Below are 18,780 nucleotides of genomic sequence, written 5' to 3' on the forward strand. Positions count from 1 at the left end.
AAGACTCAATAATATATATCGTTTTGACGGCACCGGGCCAATCACTAGAATCCAATGCACCGGACCCCGCCAAACAACGCGCCGAACTGTTCTGGTCTGACCACCAAGCCAGTCCTGCCCACTCCGACAATACGGCGGCCCCCGGACTCACGGAGAAGCCATCATGAAAGCCTTGCTCACAACGACCGTCTTCACGCTATCCCCCGGCGAAGTCACCGCGCTGTCGCTGCACACGGCCCAGCGCCTGTTCGTGGAAGATGCCAAAGGCCTCGATCTGTGGGTGACCCGCGAGAATGATTCGGAAGACTACTGGCTGCGCTGCGGCAGCAGCCTGCTGCTGCGGCGCGGTGACGAAGTGGTGCTCAGCGTCGATCCGCGTGCGGCGGGCCCGGTGCGGCTGGCGCTGATTGCCGAGGCCCGGCGCCCGGCCCTGACGCTGGCCGACGTACCCCACCTGGTGTTGCGCGCCGGGAAGCGGTTGGTTCGAGGCACCGAATGGACGCCGGCGGAGGACAAGGTCCGAGCCTGATCCGGACCCCCGGCGGCACATCCGGCTGGTGTGGCCGCCGTCCGACCGCCAGCCCTGACACCGGGGCCGGCCTGCCCAGCGCAGGCCGGCCCTTTTCGTTACACTCTCGGGCATGCATCCGATCCAAGTCATCGACCAGGGCCGCCAGCCGTATGCGCCCTGTTTCGACGCGATGCGGGACTTCACCGCCGCCCGTACCGCCGACACCCCCGACCAGATCTGGCTGGTCGAGCATCCGCCGGTCTACACGCTCGGCCAGGCCGGCGATCCCGCACACCTGCTGGCCCCGGACGAGGCGATTCCGGTCGTCAAGATCGATCGTGGCGGACAGATCACTTATCACGGTCCGGGCCAGGTGGTGGCCTATCTGCTGCTGGACCTGCGCCGCCGCCGCCTGATGGTGCGCGAGCTGGTCAATGACATCGAGCAAGCCGTGCTGGACACGCTCGCGGCGTATAATCTCGCAGCCGAACGCAAGCCCGGCGCGCCTGGCATCTATCTGTCCGATGGACCGCACCAGGGCGCCAAGATCGCCGCGCTCGGCCTGAAGATCCGCAATGGCTGCAGCTATCACGGCGTCAGCCTCAACGTGCAGATGGATTTGAACCCGTTCCTGCGCATCAACCCCTGCGGCTATGCCGGGCTGGAAACGGTCGACATGGCCACCGCGGGCGCCTCCTTCACGGAGGCGGACGATGCCGGCGCGGAGCCATCGCCGGTTACCGCGGCACAACAACCCGCAATCGCACACCGCCTGGCGGCGGCCCTGTGCGAGGTCCTGGCCGCGCGCGAGCAGTGCGCCCAGGCCCCCGGGAACGCCGCCGCCGAGGCCGCCTGACATGGCACGCCCGGCCCTGTATCAACGCCACCCATGCACGCGGCCGCGCGTGCGGAGAACAGTATGAGCGACGCACTGATCGCCACGTCCAGCGAAGCCCCGCAATCCCCCGCCGAATACGACGCGACCAAGAAGCAGAAGTCGGCCGAGAAGACTTCGCGCATCCCCATCAAGATCGTGCCGGCCGAGCGGCTCAAGAAGCCGGAATGGATCCGCGTCAAGGCGGCCACCGGTAACTCGCGGTTCTACGAGATCAAGGACATCCTGCGCGCGAACAACCTCGTCACGGTGTGCGAGGAAGCCAGCTGCCCGAACATCGGCGAGTGCTTCGGCAAGGGCACGGCCACGTTCATGATCATGGGCGACAAATGCACGCGCCGCTGCCCGTTCTGCGACGTGGGCCACGGCCGTCCCGATCCGCTCGACGTCAACGAGCCGGGCAACCTGGCCCGCACCATCGCCCAGCTGCGCCTGAACTACGTGGTGATCACCAGCGTGGACCGCGACGACCTGCGCGACGGCGGTGCCCAGCACTATGTCGATTGCATCTCGCAGACGCGCGAGCTGTCGCCGAACACGCGCATCGAGGTCCTGGTGCCTGACTTCCGCGGCCGCCTGGACAAGGCGCTCGACATCCTGCAGAGCGCCCCGCCCGACGTGATGAACCACAACATGGAAACGGTGCCGCGCCTGTACAAGCAGGCCCGTCCCGGCGCCGACTACGCCCATTCGCTGAAGCTGCTGCAGGAATTCAAGCGCCGCAACCCGGACGTGGCGACGAAGTCGGGCCTGATGGTGGGCCTGGGCGAGACCGACGAGGAAATCCTCGAAGTCATGCGCGACATGCGCGCCCATGACATCGACATGCTGACCATCGGCCAGTACCTGGCGCCGTCGAACCACCACTTGCCGGTGATGCGCTATGTTCACCCGGACACCTTCAAGATGTTCGAGGACGAGGCCTACAAGATGGGCTTCACCCACGCCGCCGTTGGCGCCATGGTCCGCAGCTCGTACCACGCCGACCAGCAGGCGCATCAGGCCGGGTTTGCCTGAGCACCCGTAGCGGCCACCCGCGGCAAAAAAACCGGTCAGCCCTGCTGGCCGGTTTTTTTTCGTCCTGGATGTCTGCATCGCAGCTTTCAGGCGCCTTTCCGTGTGAGTGACGCATGCGTTACAAACGCCCCAATCCTGCGCCAACTTGCCGCTAACGGTGCATATCTACTAAGGGTTCACCCGAAGTGCCGTGCGTGCCCATGTTTCGATACCATGAATTTATCGATAAATCGTCAATGAAATTCGATTGAGTCACTTTCGGTTCATTGGCGACGTCTGCGGCGGCTTGCTGTGGTGCCTACACTACTTGCATCCCCAACGCGACAAACACCGGTTTCCTCATGCCCCAATGCACCGTTCATCGCCTGGCCGAGCAGGCCCTGCTTTACAGCGTCGCGCCGCCGGCGTCGCTCGACGTCCAGCGCCGCATCTGGGCGATGGCGGAGCGCGCCGCGGATTGGCGCGGCGTGGTGGATGTGGTGCCGGGCATGAACAACCTCACGCTGTCCTTCGATGAAAACGCGGATGTCGACGCGCTCGAACGCAACCTGAAGCTGGCCTGGGCGTCAGGCGAGACGCGCAATGCCACCGGCAAGCTCGTGGAGATCCCGGTGCGCTACGGCGGCGAGTTCGGGCCGGACATTGCCGATGTGGCCGCGCATACGGGGCTGTCGCCGCAGGAAGTGGTGCGCCGCCACGCGGCGGGCGAATACGTGGTCTATTTCCTGGGCTTCCAGCCGGGCTTTGCCTATATGGGCGGGCTGGCGCCCGAACTGGCCACGCCGCGCCGCCGCGAGCCGCGCCTGGCGGTGCCGGCCGGTGCCGTGGGCATCGGCGGCGAGCAGACCGGCATCTATCCGGCCGTGCTGCCGGGCGGCTGGCAGCTGATTGGCCATACCGAGGCGCAGCTGTTCGTGGCCGACCGCGATCCGCCGTCGCTGTTCGCGCCCGGCGATACCGTGCGCTTTATCGCCGAGGAGGTGCTGCTGTGATCGAGATCATCCGACCCGGCGCGCAGGCGTCGGTGCAGGACCTGGGCCGCGTGGGCTTCCGGCGCTTTGGCGTGGGACGTTCCGGCGCCGCCGACGGGCTGGCGCTGCAGGTGGGCAACCGGCTGCTCGGCAACGAGCCGGGCGCGGCGGCCATCGAATTCACGCTGGGCCGTGCCGCACTGCGGTTCGAGACCGACATGCGCGTGGCGCTGACCGGCGCCGAGTGCAGCGCCAACCTCGACGGCGTGCCGGTGTGGTCGTGGCACGCGTTCGACGTGCGCCGTGGCGAAACGCTGACGCTGCCCGCACCGCGCGGCGGCACCCGGACCTACCTCTGCGTGGCTGGCGGCATCGACGTGCCGCTCGTCATGAACTCGCGCAGCACCGACCTGAAGTCGAACTTCGGTGGTTTCGCAGGCCGCGTGCTGCGCGAGGGCGACCGCCTGTCGGCGGGCCGCCCGGGAATCGACCAGCCGCGCGACTGGGTGGGTGTATCGGCGCCGGGCTGGGCGCTGCCCGCCAACCGGGCCGGCAACGCGCTGACGATCCGGCTGCTGCCGGGGCCCGAGTACCCCGATTTCGAGCCGGCCTCGCAGCAGGCGCTGTGGTCTGCCGACTGGACCATCACGCCGCAGAGCAACCGCATGGGGCTGCGCCTCGAAGGCCCCGCGCTGGCACGGCGCGCCGAGCGCTCGGCCGATCTGCTGTCGCACGGCGTGATGCCCGGCGTGATGCAGGTGCCGCCGAACGGCCAGCCGATCGCGCTGATGAGCGACGCGCAGACCACGGGCGGCTACCCGAAGATCGGCACCGTGATTGGCGCCGACCTGTGGCGGCTGGCGCAGGTGCCGCTGGGTGCCACGGTGCGCTTTGCCGAAGTCACGCTCGAACAGGCGGCCGCGGCGCAGGCCGAAGTGGACCGCTACCTGCGGCAACTGGACCAGGCGCTGCGCTGGCAGGGCGACGGCATGCAGATAGCCGCGCGCCGCCGCACGTCAACGCGCTTCGTCGCCTGAGCCTGCCGGCGACATCGTAATTCCTCCAGAAATATCGTCCCCATACACGGAGAACGCTCATGCAAATCGACCTCAACGCGGATCTTGGCGAAGGCTGCGGCAACGACGAGGCGCTGATCGCGCTGATCAGTTCGGCCAACGTCGCCTGCGGCTGGCATGCCGGTGATGCCGCCACGATGCTCCAGACCGTGAAGTGGGCGCTGGAGAAGAACGTCGCCATCGGCGCGCATCCGAGCTTTCCGGACCGCGAGAATTTTGGCCGCACCGAGATGCAGCGCGATCCCGAGGCGGTCTACGCCGATGTGCTGTACCAGATCGGCGCGCTCGACGCCATGGTGCGCGCGCAAGGCGGCCGGCTGGCCCACGTGAAGCCGCATGGCGCGCTCTACAACATGGCGGTGCGCGACGCGAAGCTCTGCGCGGCCATCGTGCGCGCCGTGAAGGACTACGACGCCAATCTCGTCTTCTTCGGCCTGGCCAACAGCCAGATGATCACGATGGCGCGCGAGGCGGGCCTGAAGGTCAAGGAGGAAGTCTTCGCCGACCGTGGCTACAACCCCGACGGCACGCTCGTCAAACGTGGCACGCCGGGCGCGCTGCACGAGGACGAGGAAGTGGCCCTGAACCAGACGCTCTCGATGGTGCGCGACCAGCGCGTGCAGGCCATCGACGGCAGCTGGGTCCCGATTCGCGCCGAAACCGTGTGTCTGCACGGCGACGGCGCCCACGCGCTTGCCTTCGCGCGCCGCATCCGGGATCGGCTCGGCGCGGAGGGCATCGCCATCCAGGCCGGCGCCTGACGGGGTTCGCCCCGCCCGGCACCGGCGTGATCTCACGCAGTCTTCACGCACTTTTCACGCGCTACCAGGTGTTTCCCATGGAATCGGCTGTCAATTTTTGGCCCCTGCTCGGGGTCGGCGTCATCGTCATCGGCTTTGTCTTCCGGTTCAATCCCATGATGGTGGTGGCGGCAGCCGCCATCGTCACGGGGCTGACCGCATCGATGCCGGTGGAGCAGATCTTTACCGCGATCGGCACGGCATTCGTCAAGGCGCGCAGCCTACCGCTGATCATCCTGCTGCCGCTGGCCGTGATCGGCCTGCTGGAGCGCCACGGGCTGCGCGAGCATGCCCAGGCGTGGATTGCGCGCATCAAGTCCGCCACGGTGGGCCGGTTGCTGATCGTCTACCTGGCCGTGCGCGAGCTGACCGCCGCCATGGGCCTGACCAGCCTCGGCGGCCATCCGCAGATGGTGCGTCCGCTGCTGGCCCCGATGGCCGAAGGCGCGGCCGAGAACCGCTTCGGCCACCTGCCCGAGCCGGTGCGCCAGCGCGTGCTGGCGTTCTGTGCCGCCACCGACAACGTGGGCCTGTTCTTCGGCGAGGACATCTTCGTGGCGTTCGGCGCCATCGCGCTGATGCACACGTTCCTGCTGGCGTCGAACATCGACGTGGAGCCGCTGCACATCGCCGTCTGGGGCATCCCCACCGCGATCTGCGCGTTCCTGATCCACGCGGTGCGCCTCAAGCGCCTGGACATGTGGCTGGAACGTGAACTGGGCCGCGCGCAGCCGGCCGGCACGCCGGCCACCGCTGGCGCCAAGGGGGAGTAAGCGATGATTGTCTCGATCAACTATCTCTACTGGCTGGCCGGCTTCATCCTGCTGATCACGGCCCTGATGACGTTCTCGGACAAGGCGCACCCGCGCCGCCTGTCCACGGGCCTGTTCTGGCTGCTCTACGCGATCATCTTCCTGGTCGGCGACAAGATTCCGCCGGCCGTGGTGGGCGTGGCCGCCGTGGTGATGGCGCTGATCGCCGGGTTTGGCGGCGTGGGCCTGGGCAAGCACGGCACGCTCAGCGAAGAGAAGCGGCGCGCCAGCGCGCAGCGCCTCGGCAACAAGCTGTTCATTCCGGCGCTGCTGATCCCGCTGATTACCGTGATGGGCACGGTGCTGTTCAAGGACGTCAAGATTGGCGGCCTGGCGCTGCTCGATCCGAAGAATGTGACGTTCGTATCGCTCGGTATCGGCTGCCTGGTGTCGCTGTTCGTCACGTGCTGGCTGACGCGCGACACGCCGGTGCAGGGCATGCGCGAATCGCGCCGGCTGATCGAATCGCTGGGCTGGGCGCTGGTGCTGCCCCAGATGCTGGCGATGCTGGGCCTGGTGTTTGCCGATGCCGGCGTGGGCAAGGCCGTGGCGCACCTGACCACCGCCTATATCAACATGGACTTCAAGTTCGTGGCGGTGGCGGTGTACTGCATCGGCATGGCGCTGTTCACGGTGATCATGGGCAACGGCTTCGCGGCGTTCCCGGTCATGACCGGCGGCGTGGGCGTGCCCATCCTGGTGGGCATGTTCCATGGCAACCCGGCGGTGATGGCGGCCATCGGCATGTTCTCGGGCTACTGCGGCACGCTGATGACGCCGATGGCGGCCAACTTCAACATCGTGCCGGCCGCGCTGCTCGAACTGCAGGACAAGAACGCGGTGATCCGCGCCCAGGTGCCCACGGCGCTGGCAATCCTGGTGGCCAATATCTTCCTGCTCTACTTCCTGATGTAAGGATTTAAGGAAACTACGATGCCCCGTACCGTTTTGCTGACCGGCTTCGAGCCGTTCGAACAGGAACCGATCAACCCGTCATGGGAGGCGGTACGGGCGCTCGATGGCGCGCGGATCGGCGATGCCGTGGTGGTGGCGCGCCAGTTGCCGTGCGTGTTCGGCAAGGCCATCGAGGCGATCAACCAACTCGTCGAACAGCTACGTCCCGACGTGGTGATCGCGGTGGGCCAGGCAGGCGGGCGCACGGAGATGTCGATCGAGCGCGTGGCGATCAACGTGGACGATGCGCGCGTGGCCGACAACGTGGGCGCCCAGCCCATCGACGTCACGATTGCCGAGGACGGCCCGGCGGCGTATTTCTCGTCGCTGCCGATCAAGGCCATCGCACGCGACCTGCGCGCGGCTGGCGTGCCGGCGCTGGTGTCGCAGACCGCCGGCACCTTCGTCTGCAACCATGTGTTCTACGGCCTGATGCACACGCTGGCGCGCGGCACGGCGGGCACGGTGCGCGGCGGCTTCATCCACATCCCCTACCTGCCCGAACAGGCGGCGCGGCATCCCGGCGCGCCGAGTCTGGCGCTCGACACGCTGATCGCCGGCCTGCGCGTGGCCGTTGCCACGACGCTCTCGACCGAGGGCGATATCCGCGAGCAGGGCGGCCAGCTGCACTGAGCGGTGGGGGTCAGGGCTGCTTCGAGGCGCGGCGGCTGTCGGTGGCGGCCGCCACGGCGCGCGCCGTGGCGCGGCGGTGGGCACGACGCTGCAACCGGCGCCGCAGGCTGATCTGCTCGAAGCGCCACACCACATAGAAGAAGGCCATGAACGGCCAGAGCCAGCCCAGCCATTGCGCCAGGCTGTTGAAGTGGATGAAGCGGCCCATGCGCCAGCCTTGTTCGGAGATCCACGCGTAGGGATTCGACGGCAGGATATTGGTCAGCACCACCAGCCCGCCCAGCGCCACCACCGCCAGCACGGCGCGCAGCCAGCGCGGCAGGCGCAGCAGCAGCACCAGCACCAGTGAACTCGTCAGCAGCGCGAACCGGCCGCCCTCGGACAGCCAGTTGAACGCGTTGTCATCAGGAAACTGCAGCTCGGACACCGTGGCCTTGATGATCAGCGCGGCAGTCAGCAGCGCCGCCAGGATGCGCAGCATCGGCGCGGTGCGCCGCATGGCGATCGACGCGAACAGCGCGGTGCCGATCCAGCTCGACGCCGTGACGGCTGTCTCCAGCAGCAGCTGCATCTGCATGTCGTCGGTACGAAAGCCGACGTTGTCCTGCCACGCGATCAGCGCCGGGAAGTAGGCCTGCACCCAGGCCATCGGCCACGAATCCGGATCGGTCAGCCACTCGCGCACGATCCCGCCCATGCCGAACAGGTGCTCCTGCGGAAAGATCTGCGCAAATGGCCAAAGTACGACGAGTACGATCGCAAAACTCGCATGGGGCTCGAACCACGCGGTGCGCAGGCGGGTCAGCGTGCCCCGGTCGATCAGCGCGCCCGTGAACGGCGCCACCACTGCGGCGCCGAGCAGCGCACCCAGCGCGTTGGTAATCAGGTCGATGTTCGACGAGATCCGCGTTGGCAGCCACGTCTGCAGCGCCTCCATCACGGCCGAGAGCAGCGCGCCGGCCACGAATGCGATCAGCGTGGCGCGCGCCCCCGACACGCGAGGATGCAGCGACAGCACCACGAGCGCCCCGAACGGGCAGTAGCCGATCACGTTGGTCAGCAGGTCGAATTCGGTGATGTAGCGCGGCTTGGGCGCGGTCAGGAACGCAAACGGCGAGATGCCGTTGTTGGCCCAGCCCGTGAACGGGTAGAGGCTCGCGTAAGCCACGAGCAGCGTGAAGCAGACCAGCCCCACGCGCGCCAGCGGCGAGTGGCGGGGCAGCCAGCCTTCGAGTTCCGGCTGGCGCGGTTCGGGGGGCGGCGAGGGAGGAGGGACTTTTTCCAGCAGCATGGGGTCGCGCTTACGGCCTGCCGTCTACTGTACGCCTCATTGGCGCGGCGGCGCGGCCTTCGGGGTATCGGCGGTCGGCAGCGGCACGCTGTCGCGGCCCGGCGGGTTGGCGCGCGGCAGGGCGGCCGGGCCGGTGGCGGCCGCCGCGTCGAGCGGCAGCGAGGCGGTCCAGTCGAGGATGGCGGCAATCGCCGCGTCGCTGGCCGCCGACAGCGCCTTGACCCCGCCCGCACCATCGGCGCTGGCGGCCTGCTGCTCGGCCACGAAGGTCTTCTGGCCGATCAACCCCTTGTGGAACACCGTGGCGCGCGCCCGCACCACGCCCCGGCTGCTGGTGGCGGTATCGAAGACCTGCTCGAAGCCGAGCAGGTCCACCTTGAGCGCCGGCACGCTGGTGTCGCCGTACCAGGTCAGCTCGCCCCGCCCGGACACCGCATCGCGCAGCCGGTCGTCGAACAGCCGCGTCGGGGCGTCTACCCAGCGCTGCGTCGAGTACGACTGCAGCCGCTGCGCCTGCGTGTACTGGAGCCGGTAATAGATGCCGCGCCCGTCCATCCAGGTGGGACCGTCGGTTTCGGCCACGCGCAGCTTGGGCAGCCGCGCCGCCGGCTGCGACGGGGCGGCGGCCAGCGGGCCGAGGTCAAAGGTGGTGGTGCTGCCGCGCGACGAGGGCAGCACGCCGCACCCAGCCAGCGTGACGAGCACGGCCACGGCGGCCAGGCGGAAGGGGAGGGCGAAAGAGGCGGTCATGGCGGGTGTCGGCGAGTTCAGCGGGTTCGGCATGTTCGGCGGATGTGGGTCAGGGCGCAGCGAAGCCCGGCTCGCCCGGACCCGGCGTCGGCGACGGGCCGCCGAACAGCACGCTGCTGGGCTGGTCGTTGAACTGGCCGGCGGCGCGGTCGATGCTGCGCGCGGTCTGCCGGGCGTCGCGGGCCAGGCCGTTGAGCTGCGGCAGCGTCTCCTGCGTGAAGATGCCGGCGGCCTTCTGCACCGAATCGGCGGCGCCCTGCATGTTCTCGCCCACGCGGTTCACGGTGGACATCACGGTGCCGTTCGGATTGGCCAGATCGTCGGCCAGCCGGCGCGTGGAGGCCAGCGTGGCGTTCAGGTTCTCCACGGCCTTGGGCAACTGGCTCACGGCCGGCTGCAGCGAGTTGGCGAGCTTCGAATAGTCGGCGGCGGTCTGGTGCACCGAGTTGATCGCGGCCATCAGTTCGTCGCGGTTGGTGGTCTGGAACATCTCGTTGAGCGACGCCATCAGCGTCTCGGTCTGCGTCAGCAGGGAGTCGCCGCGCTTCTCCAGTTCCTCGAAGAAGCCGGGCCGCATCACGATGCGCGCCGGCTCGCGTGCCGAGGTGGCCAGGCGCGGGGAGTTGGTGGAGGCACCTTCCTCGCGCGCCGTGTCGTCCAGCTGCACGTAGGCGATGCCGGTCACGCCCTGGAAGCCCAGCGTGGCGTAGGTGGTGCGCGTGATCGGGGTGTCCTGGTTGACGGTGATGCGCACGATGATCTGGCCGGGCACCTGGGGATCGAACTTGATCGAGACCACCTTGCCGACGTCGAGGCCGCGATACTTCACATCGGCCTGCGGCCCGAGACCGTTGACCGTGGAGCGCGTGATCAGGTCGTACGGCACCCGCACGGCATGGTCGCTGCTGAACCAGAACAGCGAGAACAGCACCAGCACAGCCAGGCCGATGGTGAACACGCCAGCGAGGAAGGCGTTCGATTTGTTTTCCATCAGGTGTCTCCACGGGGCGCCGCCGCGCCGCCGGCCCCTTGCGGGGCGGGCAGCGCCTGCAGCGCGCGCTGGGCGCGGTCGCCCAGGAAATATTCACGAATGAAGGGGTGGTCGACCTTGACCACCTCGGGTAGCGGCGCGGCGGCCAGCACCTTGTGGTCGGCCAGCACGGCCACGCGGTCGGACAGCGCCACGAGCGTGTCCAGGTCGTGCGTGATCATGACCACGGTCAGCCCCAGCTCGCGGCGCAGTTCGCGGATCAGGTCCACGTAGTCGTCGGAGGCCATCGGGTCCAGGCCCGCCGTGGGTTCGTCCAGGAAGACCAGTTCGGGTTCCAGCGCCAGCGCGCGCGCCAGCGCCACGCGCTTGATCATGCCGCCGGACAGGTCCGACGGCATCTTGTCGGCATCCTTCGCCGACAGCCCCACCAGTTGCAGCTTGAGCAGCGAGGCCTGGCAGATCAGGTTGTCGGGCAGCGCGCGCATCTCGCGCAGCGGCAGCGCAATGTTGTCGATTACCGACAGCGCCGAGAACAGCGCGCCGCGCTGGAACTGCAGCCCCCAGCGGTTGCGCAGCGCCTGCAACTGCGCCGGCCGGAGGCTGGCCGGGTTCTCGCCGAACACGCGGATGGAGCCCGAGGTAGGCCGGTCCAGCCCGACGATCTGGCGCAGCAGCACGGTCTTGCCGGTGCCCGAGCCGCCCACGATCGACAGCACCTCGCCGCGATAGACGTCGAGGTTCAGCCCGTCGTGCACCACGTTGTCGCCGTAGCGCTTGACCAGGTTGCGCACCTCGATGATGGTCTCGCGCGGCGTGCCGCGCTGCACGGGATCGGTCATAGGCCCACGTCCTTGAACAGGATGGCGAAGATCGCGTCGGCCAGGATCACCACCGTGATCGACGTCACCACCGATGCCGTGGTGCCTTCGCCCAGGCTCTGGGTGTTCGGCTTGATGCGCAGCCCGTAGTGGCAGGCCGTCAGTGCGATCAGCATGCCGAACGCCACGCCTTTGCCGAGGCCCAGCCAGAGGTTGGCTACCGGCACCGCCTCGGGCAACTGGCGCAGGAAGAATGCAAAGCTGATGCCCAGCTGGAAGCGCGCGGCGGTCATGCCGCCGAGCAGCGCCATGAGGTCGGTCCACGCCACCAGCAGCGGCATGGCAATGCCCAGCGCGATCACGCGCGGCATGATCAGCCGGAAACCGTGCGAAATGCCCATCACGCTCATCGCGTCGAGTTCCTCGGTCACGCGCATCACGCCGATCTGCGCCGTGATGGCCGAGCCGGAGCGCCCGGCGATCAGGATCGCGGCCAGCACCGGCCCGAGTTCGCGGATCACGGCCATGCCGAGGATGTTGACGATGAACGTGCTGGCGCCAAAGATCCGCAACTGGTTGGCCGACAGGTACGACAGCACGATGCCGATCAGGAATCCCACCAGCGCCGTGATGCCGAGCGCCTTGTAGCCGACGTTATAGATATTGGCGGAGATCTCGCGCCACGGGCCGCGCTGGGGCGCGCGCAGGAAGCGCAGCAAATCGAACGTCAGCTGGCCCAGCATCGTCACGCCGACCGCCAGCTGCGCGAAGAACGACAGCAGCCGGGCACCGAGGAGGGTCACCGGGTTGAAGCGGTCCACCATCTTCTTCTTCCAGCCGTCGGTGCGCAGCGTGGCAATGCGGTCGAACACGCGGCGCTGGCCGTCGTTGAGCGCCACCTGCGCCGGCATGCGGCCGTTCCACGCCTGCCAGATCAGTTGCGCGCCGATATGGTCCAGCCGCGTCACGCCGGACAGCGACCAGCGGGTGTCGTCGGGCGCCCCGGCCAGTTTCTGGAGCTGCGCGCGCAGGCCGCGGGCCTCACGGCAGCCGGCGAGCGCGAGCGCGGTCCAGTCGCCTTGCAGGTTGACGCTGCAGGCGCCGTCCTGGCGCGAAATGTCGATGGCGGGCGGCGGAGGGCGTTCCAAAAGAGGCGGCGATGTGATGGCGGAGTCCCGATTCTATGCTACCCGCCGAAGTGTTGCGACCGGGCATCCTCTGACACGGCCACGGCTACAATCCCGGGAGCCGCATCCCAGCGGTTCGCTTTTCGGATTTCTCTCAATGCCCGCCGTGCCTGACCGTTCCATCGCCACCCTGACCGACGACGCCGCCGCGCTGCCCGCCTGGCGCATCGCGGAAAGCGTCTTGCGAAGCACTCTAGACGCCGGCGCCGCACGCGGCTGGCAGGTCGACGTCGTGGCCGAGACCGGCTCGACCAACGCCGACCTGACGCAGGCGTGTCGCGTGGCGCCCTGGACCGAGGCCATGGCCCCGCAGGCCCGGGTACGGGTGGCCTACCGACAGACCGCCGGGCGCGGACGGCAGGGGCGGCCCTGGCAGGGCCAGGCCGGGCTGACGTTCTCGGTGGCCCTGCCGCTGGCGCTGCCCCCGGCGCGCCTGAGCGGGCTGAGCCTGGCCGTGGGGCTGGCCGTGGCGCAGGCGCTGGACGACTGCAGCGTGGCGCCCCCGGCGCGGGTGGGGCTCAAGTGGCCCAACGACCTGCAGGTGGACGGCCGCAAGCTGGCCGGCATCCTGATCGAATCGGTCCCGGCCGGGCCGCAGCGGCTGTGGGCCGTGATCGGCATCGGCCTGAACCTGGTGCGCGATGCGCGCATGGAGGCCGCGCTGGGCCGCGAACTGGCCGGCGTGGCCGAGGTGCTGCCGGGCTTCGATCCGCATCGCGATCCCACGCGCGTCCTCGGGGCGGTGCTGAACCGGCTGGCGACGATGCGCGAGATCTTTCTGGCCGATGGCTTTGCGCCGCTGGCGCCGGCGTGGTCGGCGCGCGACGCGTTCCGCGACGAGCCCGTGCGGCTGCTGCACGACGGCGCGGTGCTGGCCGAGGGGCTGGCGCGCGGCGTAGACGGCGACGGCCACCTGCTGCTGGAGACGGCCAGCGGACTGCAGCGGATCACCAGCGGCGAGGTGTCGCTGCGCGGAGCCACGGCATGAGCGCGCTGCTGATCGATATCGGCAATACCCGGCTCAAGTGGGCATGGTGCGACGACGGCCCGCCTCCGCCATCGCGGGCGGACGCGGCCACGCTGCCCACGCCGTGGCGCCACGCCGGCGCGGCCGCCCATGCGGCCCCGGCCGAGCGCGCCGCGCTGGTTGGCACCTGGCGGCACCTGCTGGGCACCGGCCGGGCGCCGGCCATCTGGATCGCCAACGTGGCGGGCGCCGCGCTGGCGGGCGAAGTCGGCGCGTTGCTGGTTGAGACCTTTGGCCACGTGCCGCTGCAATGGGTACGCACCGCCAGCGCTCACGGCACGCTGGCCAACGGCTACCGCGAGCCTGCGCAACTGGGCGTGGACCGCTGGGTCGGCAGCATCGGCGCGCACCGCTGGCTGCCCGGCGAGACGCTGCTCGTGGTCACGGCCGGCACGGCCACCACGCTCGATATCGTCACGGCCACGCCCGGCGGCGCGCGCTTCGAGGGCGGGCTGATCCTGCCAGGGCTGGCGCTGATGCTCGGCACGCTCGCCCGCAACACCGCGCAACTGCCCGAACTTGGCGTGCTCGATACCGGCGCGGGGGCCGCCCGGGCCGTGCGGGCGTTGGGCGCCGACAACACTCACGACGCGATTGCCGCCGGTTGCCTCGCCGCGCAGGCCGGTGCCATCGAGCGCAGCTGGCGTGTGCTGGCCGAACGGGGGCCGGTGCGCTGCCTGCTGTCGGGCGGAGCGCGCCACGCGGTGGCCGGAGCGCTCGCGATGCCGTACGAGATGCACGATAATCTTGTGTTGCTTGGGTTGCATGCGATGGCGCAGCCCGCCTGAACACTCTGACCAACCTGCGCAAACCTCATGTCCCCCAGAGGCTCGAAGATCCTGTTGATCGCCCTGCTGATCGCCAATGTCCTGCTGCTGGCGGGCCTGCTGGGCGCGTACGGCCCCGAGCCGCTGTCGGGCCTGTTCGAGAGCCAGCGCGAGCCCCAGCGCGTGGACCAGCAGGTGCGCGGCGAGCGCATGGAGCTGCTGCCGCGCGAGGGCGCTCCGGCGCCGGCCGCTCCGGCGCCGCGCAGTGCCGCCCCGGGTACCGTGACGCTGGCTTCGGCGCCGGCCGGCACCTGCATGGAAATGGGCGGCTTCACGGCCCAGACCGTGCTGCGCGCCCGCGACGACCTGGCCGCCATCGCGGCCGGCAACGCGCTGCCGGTGGACCAGTTCGAACGCAGCGAACAGGTGCGCTGGTGGGTGCACCTGCCCGCCCAGGCCACGCGCGAGAACGCCGACCGCAAGCTCGCCGAACTGCGCCGCCGCAAGGTGACGGACGTCTCGGTGGTCAACAGCGACGATCCGGAGTCATTCACGGTCTCGCTCGGCCTGTTCCGCGAGCGCGAACGCGCCGACCGCTTCCTGGAAACCCTGCGCGGCCAGGGCGTCCGCACGGCCCTGGTCAGCGACGCCCCGCGCACGGTCGCGCGCCAGTGGCTGCGCGTGCCCAACGCCGATGAAGCGGTACGGGCGAGGATGGACGAGGTGCGCCAGCGCTACGGGGCGGAAGTGATGCAGGAATGCAAGGGGGGAATGCAGGCGCGCGGAGAACGCGGGGTGGGGGTGGCGGGGTAGGGGTTCAGCGCTCCCACTGGCGCGAAATCAGTTCCCCGCCCGCACCTTCGTCAGCAGCTTCGTCGTCGACCGGTCATGCAGGAACGGGATCGCGTAGGCTTCGCCGCCCCAGCTGCGCACCAGCCGCGTTTCTTCCAGGGTGTCGATATCGTAGTCGCCACCCTTCACATAGATATCGGGCCGCACCAGCCGGATCAGTTCCACCGGGGTCTGCTCGCGGAACATTGCCACGAGGTCCACGGCGGCCAGCGCGGCCAGCAGCGCCATGCGGTCGGCCTCGTTGTTGAGCGGGCGGTCGTCGCCCTTGCCCAGCATCTTCACTGACGCGTCGCTGTTCACGCCGAGCACCAGGCTGGCGCCCATCTCGCGCGCCTGCGCCAGATAGGTGGCGTGGCCGCGGTGGAGGATGTCGAACACGCCGTTGGTGAAGACCAGCGGGCGCGGCAGCGCGGCCACGGCGGCCTGCAGCGCGGCAACATCGTCAGGAGGAACGAGCTTCGATTCGTAGGCGGGTGCGTTCATGGGAAGGGCGGGTCGGGAAAGGGGGCGCGCCAAAGAAAAACCCCATCGTATCCGATGGGGTTCGTCGTCCGGCGGAAACTGCCAGCTTCAGGCTTGCGCGGCCTGCAGGTTGGCGTTCAGTTCCTTGCGGTAGCGGTTCAGGTCCTGGACCGAATCGAACGTGCGTTCGAACAGCAGCGACATGTTGTGCAGGATCCGTTCGATCACCTTCTTTTCCCACACCTCGTCGAAGCGGATCTGCTCGTCGAGCCAGTGTTCGAGCCAGTCCGGGTCCGGCAGGCGCGACTGCACCGTGTCGTTCGGGAACAGGGCCTTGTTCACGTGCAGGTTGGTCGGGTGCAGCGGCTTCTCGGTGCGGCGCGCCGAAGCCATCAGCACGCCGATCTTGGCGAACGCGGCGCGGGCGGTGTCGCCGAACTGGGCCAGGTACTTCTTCATGTAGCGCAGGTAGGCGCCGCCGTGGCGGGCTTCGTCCTGCGACAGCGTGCGGTAGATATGCTTGATCACCGGTTCCGAGTGCCATTCGGCAGCGCGGCGGTACCAGTGGTTCAGGCGGATCTCGCCGCAGAAATGGAGCATCAGCGTTTCCAGCGGCGGCGCCGGATCAAACTCGAAGCGCACGGCGTGCAGCTCTTCCTCGGTCGGGACCAGGTCCGGACGGAAGCGGCGCAGGTACTCCATCAGCACCAGCGAATGCTTCTGCTCTTCGAAGAACCAGACGCTCATGAACGCCGAGAAGTCGGAATCGTCGCGGTTGTCGCGCAGGAACATTTCCGTGGCGGGCAGCGCCGACCATTCGGTAATGGCGTTCATGCGAATGGTCTTCGCCTGGTCGTCGGTGAGCAGGCTCGGGTCGAAGGAATCCCAGGGGATGTCCTTGTCCATGTGCCAGCGGACCGCTTCCAGCGATTTGAAGAGTTCGGGGTAGAGCATGCTAAGCCTTTGAAATTACTGGCGGATTCTACCAGACAAGAATCATTCTCGAATGTTTTCTCTAGTGCGTTTCAGCAAACGCCGATGGATTTTTTCCGCTGAGACTGACACGGCGCCCGAAAGTGGTGCGACTACGACACTTCCCCGGGCCCCTCGCCGCGCGGTGTGCGCTTGGCGGCGGCTGGCTTTTTCGGCGCCGTGGCCTTGGCCGGCGCTTTCTTCGGTGCCGCTTTCTTCGCTGCCGCCTTCCTCGGGGCAGGCTTGCGCGGGGCCGGCGCGGGCTCGGCCGCCGGGACGGACGCCGGCTGGGCGGGCGGGTCGCCCTTCACGCCCGGTTCCACACCTTCGGCGCCCGCGGCACCCCCGGCACCGCCGAAGCCCGGCATCCCGCCCATCCCACCCATTCCACCCATGCCCCCGAACGGCGCCGTGCTGGCCGCGGCCGCGCTGCTGGCGATCTGGGTGAACTGGCGCTGCAGCAGATCCCACCACAGCCCGGCATTGGGCGGCACCTGGGCCGGGCCTTGTTCTCCGGCGGCGCCGGCTTCGCCGGCCGCTTCCGATGCTGCTTCGGCGGCGGATTCGGGCGGAGCTTCCACCTCGTCATCGTCCGGCTCGTCGTTCTCGGCGTCGGCCTGCGCCTCGGAGACGGTCTGCGCGGCGGCGAACGGATTGGCGTGGTGCGGATGGGCGCTCGGCGCGTTGGCCGCGCGCGCCACGTTTTCCATCGCGCTCTGCATCTTCTCGGGCGACAGCGCATTGCCGAAGGTCTGCAGCGCCACCAGCGTGGCGCGCTGCACCTCCAGCCCCTGGATCGTCGTGCGCAGCAGGTTGGTGTTGAGCTGCAGCCAGCTTTCCACGGCCTTGAGGTCCTGGATGCGTTTGTCGACCTCGTCGAGGTCCATCGGCGGGGTCATGGCGCTCAGGCCCGGCATCAGGCCGCCGGGCATGCCGCCGCCGGACCACAGCCGGCGCATGAGGTCGAAGCTGTTGGAGAAATCGGGGATCTGTCCGAACATGGTGCGGCACTCCATCTGTCGGGGCCGCCCGATGCGGGGCGGCCGGTTACCGGAACTGGGGCGGCCGCTTCTCGCGCAGGCTCGCCATGCCTTCGTGCACGTCGGGGCCGGCAAAGCCCATGAATTCGAGCGCCAGCGAGGTATCGAACGCGGGACCGGCCATGCGCAGCCAGTTGTTGAGCGCGTACTTGGTCCAGCGGATGGCCGTCTGCGACCCCGCCGCGAGCCGGTTGGCCACCTCGAACGCGCGGGCCACCAGTTCGTCCTCGTCCACCGCCAGCGATACCAGGCCGATCCGCTCGGCTTCCTCGCCGCTGACCGACTCGCACAGCATCAGATAGTACTTGGCCTTGGCCATTCCGCACAGCAGCGGCCACACGATGGCGGCGTGGTCGCCGGCCGCCACGCCCAGCCGGGTATGGCCGTCGACGATGCGCGCGGTCTTCGCGGCGATCGAGATATCGGCCAGCAGCCCGGCCACCAGCCCCGCGCCCACGGCCGGGCCGTGCATGGCCGAGACAATCGGCTTGTCGCAGTTGATGACGCCGTAGACCAGGTCGCGCGCCTCGTGCCAGACCCGCGTGCGGGTCTCGAAATCATTGGCCATGTCTTCCACCAGCGCCAGGTCGCCGCCGGCCGAGAAGCCCTTGCCCTCGCCCCGGATCAGCGCCACGCGGATATCGGGATCGGCCGAGATGTCGCGCCAGATCTCGGCCAGTTCGCGGTGCATGCTGGCGTCGGCGGTGGCCAGCTTGCGGTTGGCGGCCTGCGCGGCGCCCATGATTACTTCGAGCACAGGGCCGTGGCGGCGCAGCGTGAGCGCCTGGTAGCGCGACAGGCGGGGGGACAGCGTTTGATCGTCGGAAGTCATGGCTCGGCTCGCAAGGGAAGGCGGCAGGCCGGCCGGGGCAGGGCGGAGCACCCAGGAAAAAATTCCCCGACCGGTTGGTCGGGGAATTATAGGCAGATCGGTACGGGGTGCGGCAAGCCGGG

The 18,780-nt window shown here is 68.8% G+C and carries 21 protein-coding genes; 12 read left to right on the top strand and 9 right to left on the bottom strand.

The window, feature by feature from the left end; all coding sequences use genetic code 11:
* Positions 1–163: 163 nt before the first annotated feature.
* From EV147_RS14805 to pcp, 9 genes are all read left to right on the top strand, one after another.
* Positions 164–529 carry a DUF2917 domain-containing protein gene (locus EV147_RS14805; RefSeq protein WP_130391969.1) on the top strand — a complete coding sequence of 122 codons (366 nt, stop codon included), beginning with the start codon at positions 164–166 and terminating at the stop codon, positions 527–529.
* 112 nt (positions 530–641) lie between these two features.
* Positions 642–1,367 carry a lipoyl(octanoyl) transferase LipB gene (gene lipB / locus EV147_RS14810; RefSeq protein WP_130391970.1) on the top strand — a complete coding sequence of 242 codons (726 nt, stop codon included), beginning with the start codon at positions 642–644 and terminating at the stop codon, positions 1,365–1,367.
* A 63-nt stretch (positions 1,368–1,430) separates the two neighbouring features.
* A complete protein-coding gene (gene lipA / locus EV147_RS14815; RefSeq protein ID WP_130391971.1) occupies positions 1,431–2,423 on the top strand; it encodes a lipoyl synthase in 993 nt (330 codons plus the stop codon).
* Positions 2,424–2,764: 341 nt separating this feature from the next.
* Positions 2,765–3,415 (top strand): 5-oxoprolinase subunit PxpB, encoded by a 651-nt coding sequence (pxpB, locus tag EV147_RS14820; RefSeq protein WP_130391972.1) that lies wholly within the window; start codon positions 2,765–2,767, stop codon positions 3,413–3,415.
* On the top strand, positions 3,412–4,431 hold the full coding sequence (locus tag EV147_RS14825; protein ID WP_130391973.1) for a 5-oxoprolinase subunit C family protein: 1,020 nt from the start codon (positions 3,412–3,414) through the stop codon (positions 4,429–4,431). The genes pxpB and EV147_RS14825 overlap by 4 nt, the downstream gene beginning before the upstream one ends.
* A 59-nt stretch (positions 4,432–4,490) precedes the next feature.
* Positions 4,491–5,231 (top strand): 5-oxoprolinase subunit PxpA, encoded by a 741-nt coding sequence (pxpA, locus tag EV147_RS14830; protein WP_130391974.1) that lies wholly within the window; start codon positions 4,491–4,493, stop codon positions 5,229–5,231.
* 77 nt (positions 5,232–5,308) lie between these two features.
* Positions 5,309–6,043 (top strand): DUF969 domain-containing protein, encoded by a 735-nt coding sequence (locus EV147_RS14835; protein ID WP_130391975.1) that lies wholly within the window; start codon positions 5,309–5,311, stop codon positions 6,041–6,043.
* A 3-nt stretch (positions 6,044–6,046) separates the two neighbouring features.
* Positions 6,047–6,997: a DUF979 domain-containing protein gene (locus EV147_RS14840; RefSeq protein WP_130391976.1), complete on the top strand. Its 951-nt coding sequence runs from the start codon at positions 6,047–6,049 to the stop codon at positions 6,995–6,997.
* 18 nt (positions 6,998–7,015) lie between these two features.
* Positions 7,016–7,669, top strand: coding sequence for a pyroglutamyl-peptidase I (pcp, locus tag EV147_RS14845; RefSeq protein WP_130391977.1), 654 nt, complete (start codon positions 7,016–7,018; stop codon positions 7,667–7,669).
* Positions 7,670–7,679: 10 nt separating this feature from the next.
* Here pcp and EV147_RS14850 read toward each other — a convergent pair whose 3' ends face one another.
* Genes EV147_RS14850 through EV147_RS14870 form a run of 5 tightly spaced genes read right to left on the bottom strand, consistent with a single transcriptional unit; the run spans position 7,680 to position 12,667 of the window.
* On the bottom strand, positions 7,680–8,960 hold the full coding sequence (locus EV147_RS14850; RefSeq protein ID WP_130391978.1) for a VanZ family protein: 1,281 nt from the start codon (positions 8,958–8,960) through the stop codon (positions 7,680–7,682).
* 36 nt (positions 8,961–8,996) lie between these two features.
* Complete coding sequence (locus tag EV147_RS14855; protein WP_130391979.1) at positions 8,997–9,710, bottom strand: ABC-type transport auxiliary lipoprotein family protein; 714 nt, start codon at positions 9,708–9,710, stop codon at positions 8,997–8,999.
* A gap of 49 nt (positions 9,711–9,759) precedes the next feature.
* Complete coding sequence (locus tag EV147_RS14860) at positions 9,760–10,701, bottom strand: MlaD family protein (protein WP_198680258.1); 942 nt, start codon at positions 10,699–10,701, stop codon at positions 9,760–9,762.
* On the bottom strand, positions 10,701–11,540 hold the full coding sequence (locus EV147_RS14865) for an ABC transporter ATP-binding protein (protein WP_130391981.1): 840 nt from the start codon (positions 11,538–11,540) through the stop codon (positions 10,701–10,703). Before EV147_RS14865 ends, EV147_RS14860 begins: the two co-directional genes overlap by 1 nt.
* The gene (locus EV147_RS14870) at positions 11,537–12,667 is read right to left on the bottom strand and encodes an MlaE family ABC transporter permease (RefSeq protein WP_130391982.1); all 1,131 of its coding nucleotides are present in this window, start codon (positions 12,665–12,667) and stop codon (positions 11,537–11,539) included. The genes EV147_RS14865 and EV147_RS14870 overlap by 4 nt, the downstream gene beginning before the upstream one ends.
* A gap of 136 nt (positions 12,668–12,803) precedes the next feature.
* Between EV147_RS14870 and EV147_RS14875 the strand changes: the two genes are divergently transcribed.
* The 3 genes from EV147_RS14875 to EV147_RS14885 are packed head-to-tail and all read left to right on the top strand — an operon-like array spanning position 12,804 to position 15,313.
* A complete protein-coding gene (locus EV147_RS14875; protein ID WP_130391983.1) occupies positions 12,804–13,694 on the top strand; it encodes a biotin--[acetyl-CoA-carboxylase] ligase in 891 nt (296 codons plus the stop codon).
* Positions 13,691–14,521, top strand: coding sequence for a type III pantothenate kinase (locus EV147_RS14880; RefSeq protein ID WP_130391984.1), 831 nt, complete (start codon positions 13,691–13,693; stop codon positions 14,519–14,521). Before EV147_RS14875 ends, EV147_RS14880 begins: the two co-directional genes overlap by 4 nt.
* Positions 14,522–14,548: 27 nt before the next feature.
* Positions 14,549–15,313, top strand: a complete 765-nt coding sequence (locus EV147_RS14885; RefSeq protein ID WP_130391985.1) for an SPOR domain-containing protein — start codon at positions 14,549–14,551, stop codon at positions 15,311–15,313.
* Between the two features lie 27 nt (positions 15,314–15,340).
* Here EV147_RS14885 and rfaE2 read toward each other — a convergent pair whose 3' ends face one another.
* The 4 genes from rfaE2 to EV147_RS14905 all read right to left on the bottom strand — a co-directional run bounded on the left by rfaE2 (position 15,341) and on the right by EV147_RS14905 (position 18,658).
* Positions 15,341–15,835: a D-glycero-beta-D-manno-heptose 1-phosphate adenylyltransferase gene (gene rfaE2, locus EV147_RS14890; RefSeq protein WP_130391986.1), complete on the bottom strand. Its 495-nt coding sequence runs from the start codon at positions 15,833–15,835 to the stop codon at positions 15,341–15,343.
* 87 nt (positions 15,836–15,922) lie between these two features.
* Positions 15,923–16,768: a ferritin family protein gene (locus EV147_RS14895; protein ID WP_130391987.1), complete on the bottom strand. Its 846-nt coding sequence runs from the start codon at positions 16,766–16,768 to the stop codon at positions 15,923–15,925.
* Positions 16,769–16,899: 131 nt separating this feature from the next.
* Positions 16,900–17,787: a PhaM family polyhydroxyalkanoate granule multifunctional regulatory protein gene (locus tag EV147_RS14900; protein WP_130391988.1), complete on the bottom strand. Its 888-nt coding sequence runs from the start codon at positions 17,785–17,787 to the stop codon at positions 16,900–16,902.
* A gap of 46 nt (positions 17,788–17,833) precedes the next feature.
* Positions 17,834–18,658: an enoyl-CoA hydratase/isomerase family protein gene (locus EV147_RS14905; protein WP_130391989.1), complete on the bottom strand. Its 825-nt coding sequence runs from the start codon at positions 18,656–18,658 to the stop codon at positions 17,834–17,836.
* Between the last annotated feature and the right edge of the window lie 122 nt (positions 18,659–18,780).

It is taken from the genome of Cupriavidus agavae (genome assembly GCF_004217045.1).
In the GTDB taxonomy this organism is placed as follows: Bacteria; Pseudomonadota; Gammaproteobacteria; order Burkholderiales; family Burkholderiaceae; genus Cupriavidus; species Cupriavidus agavae.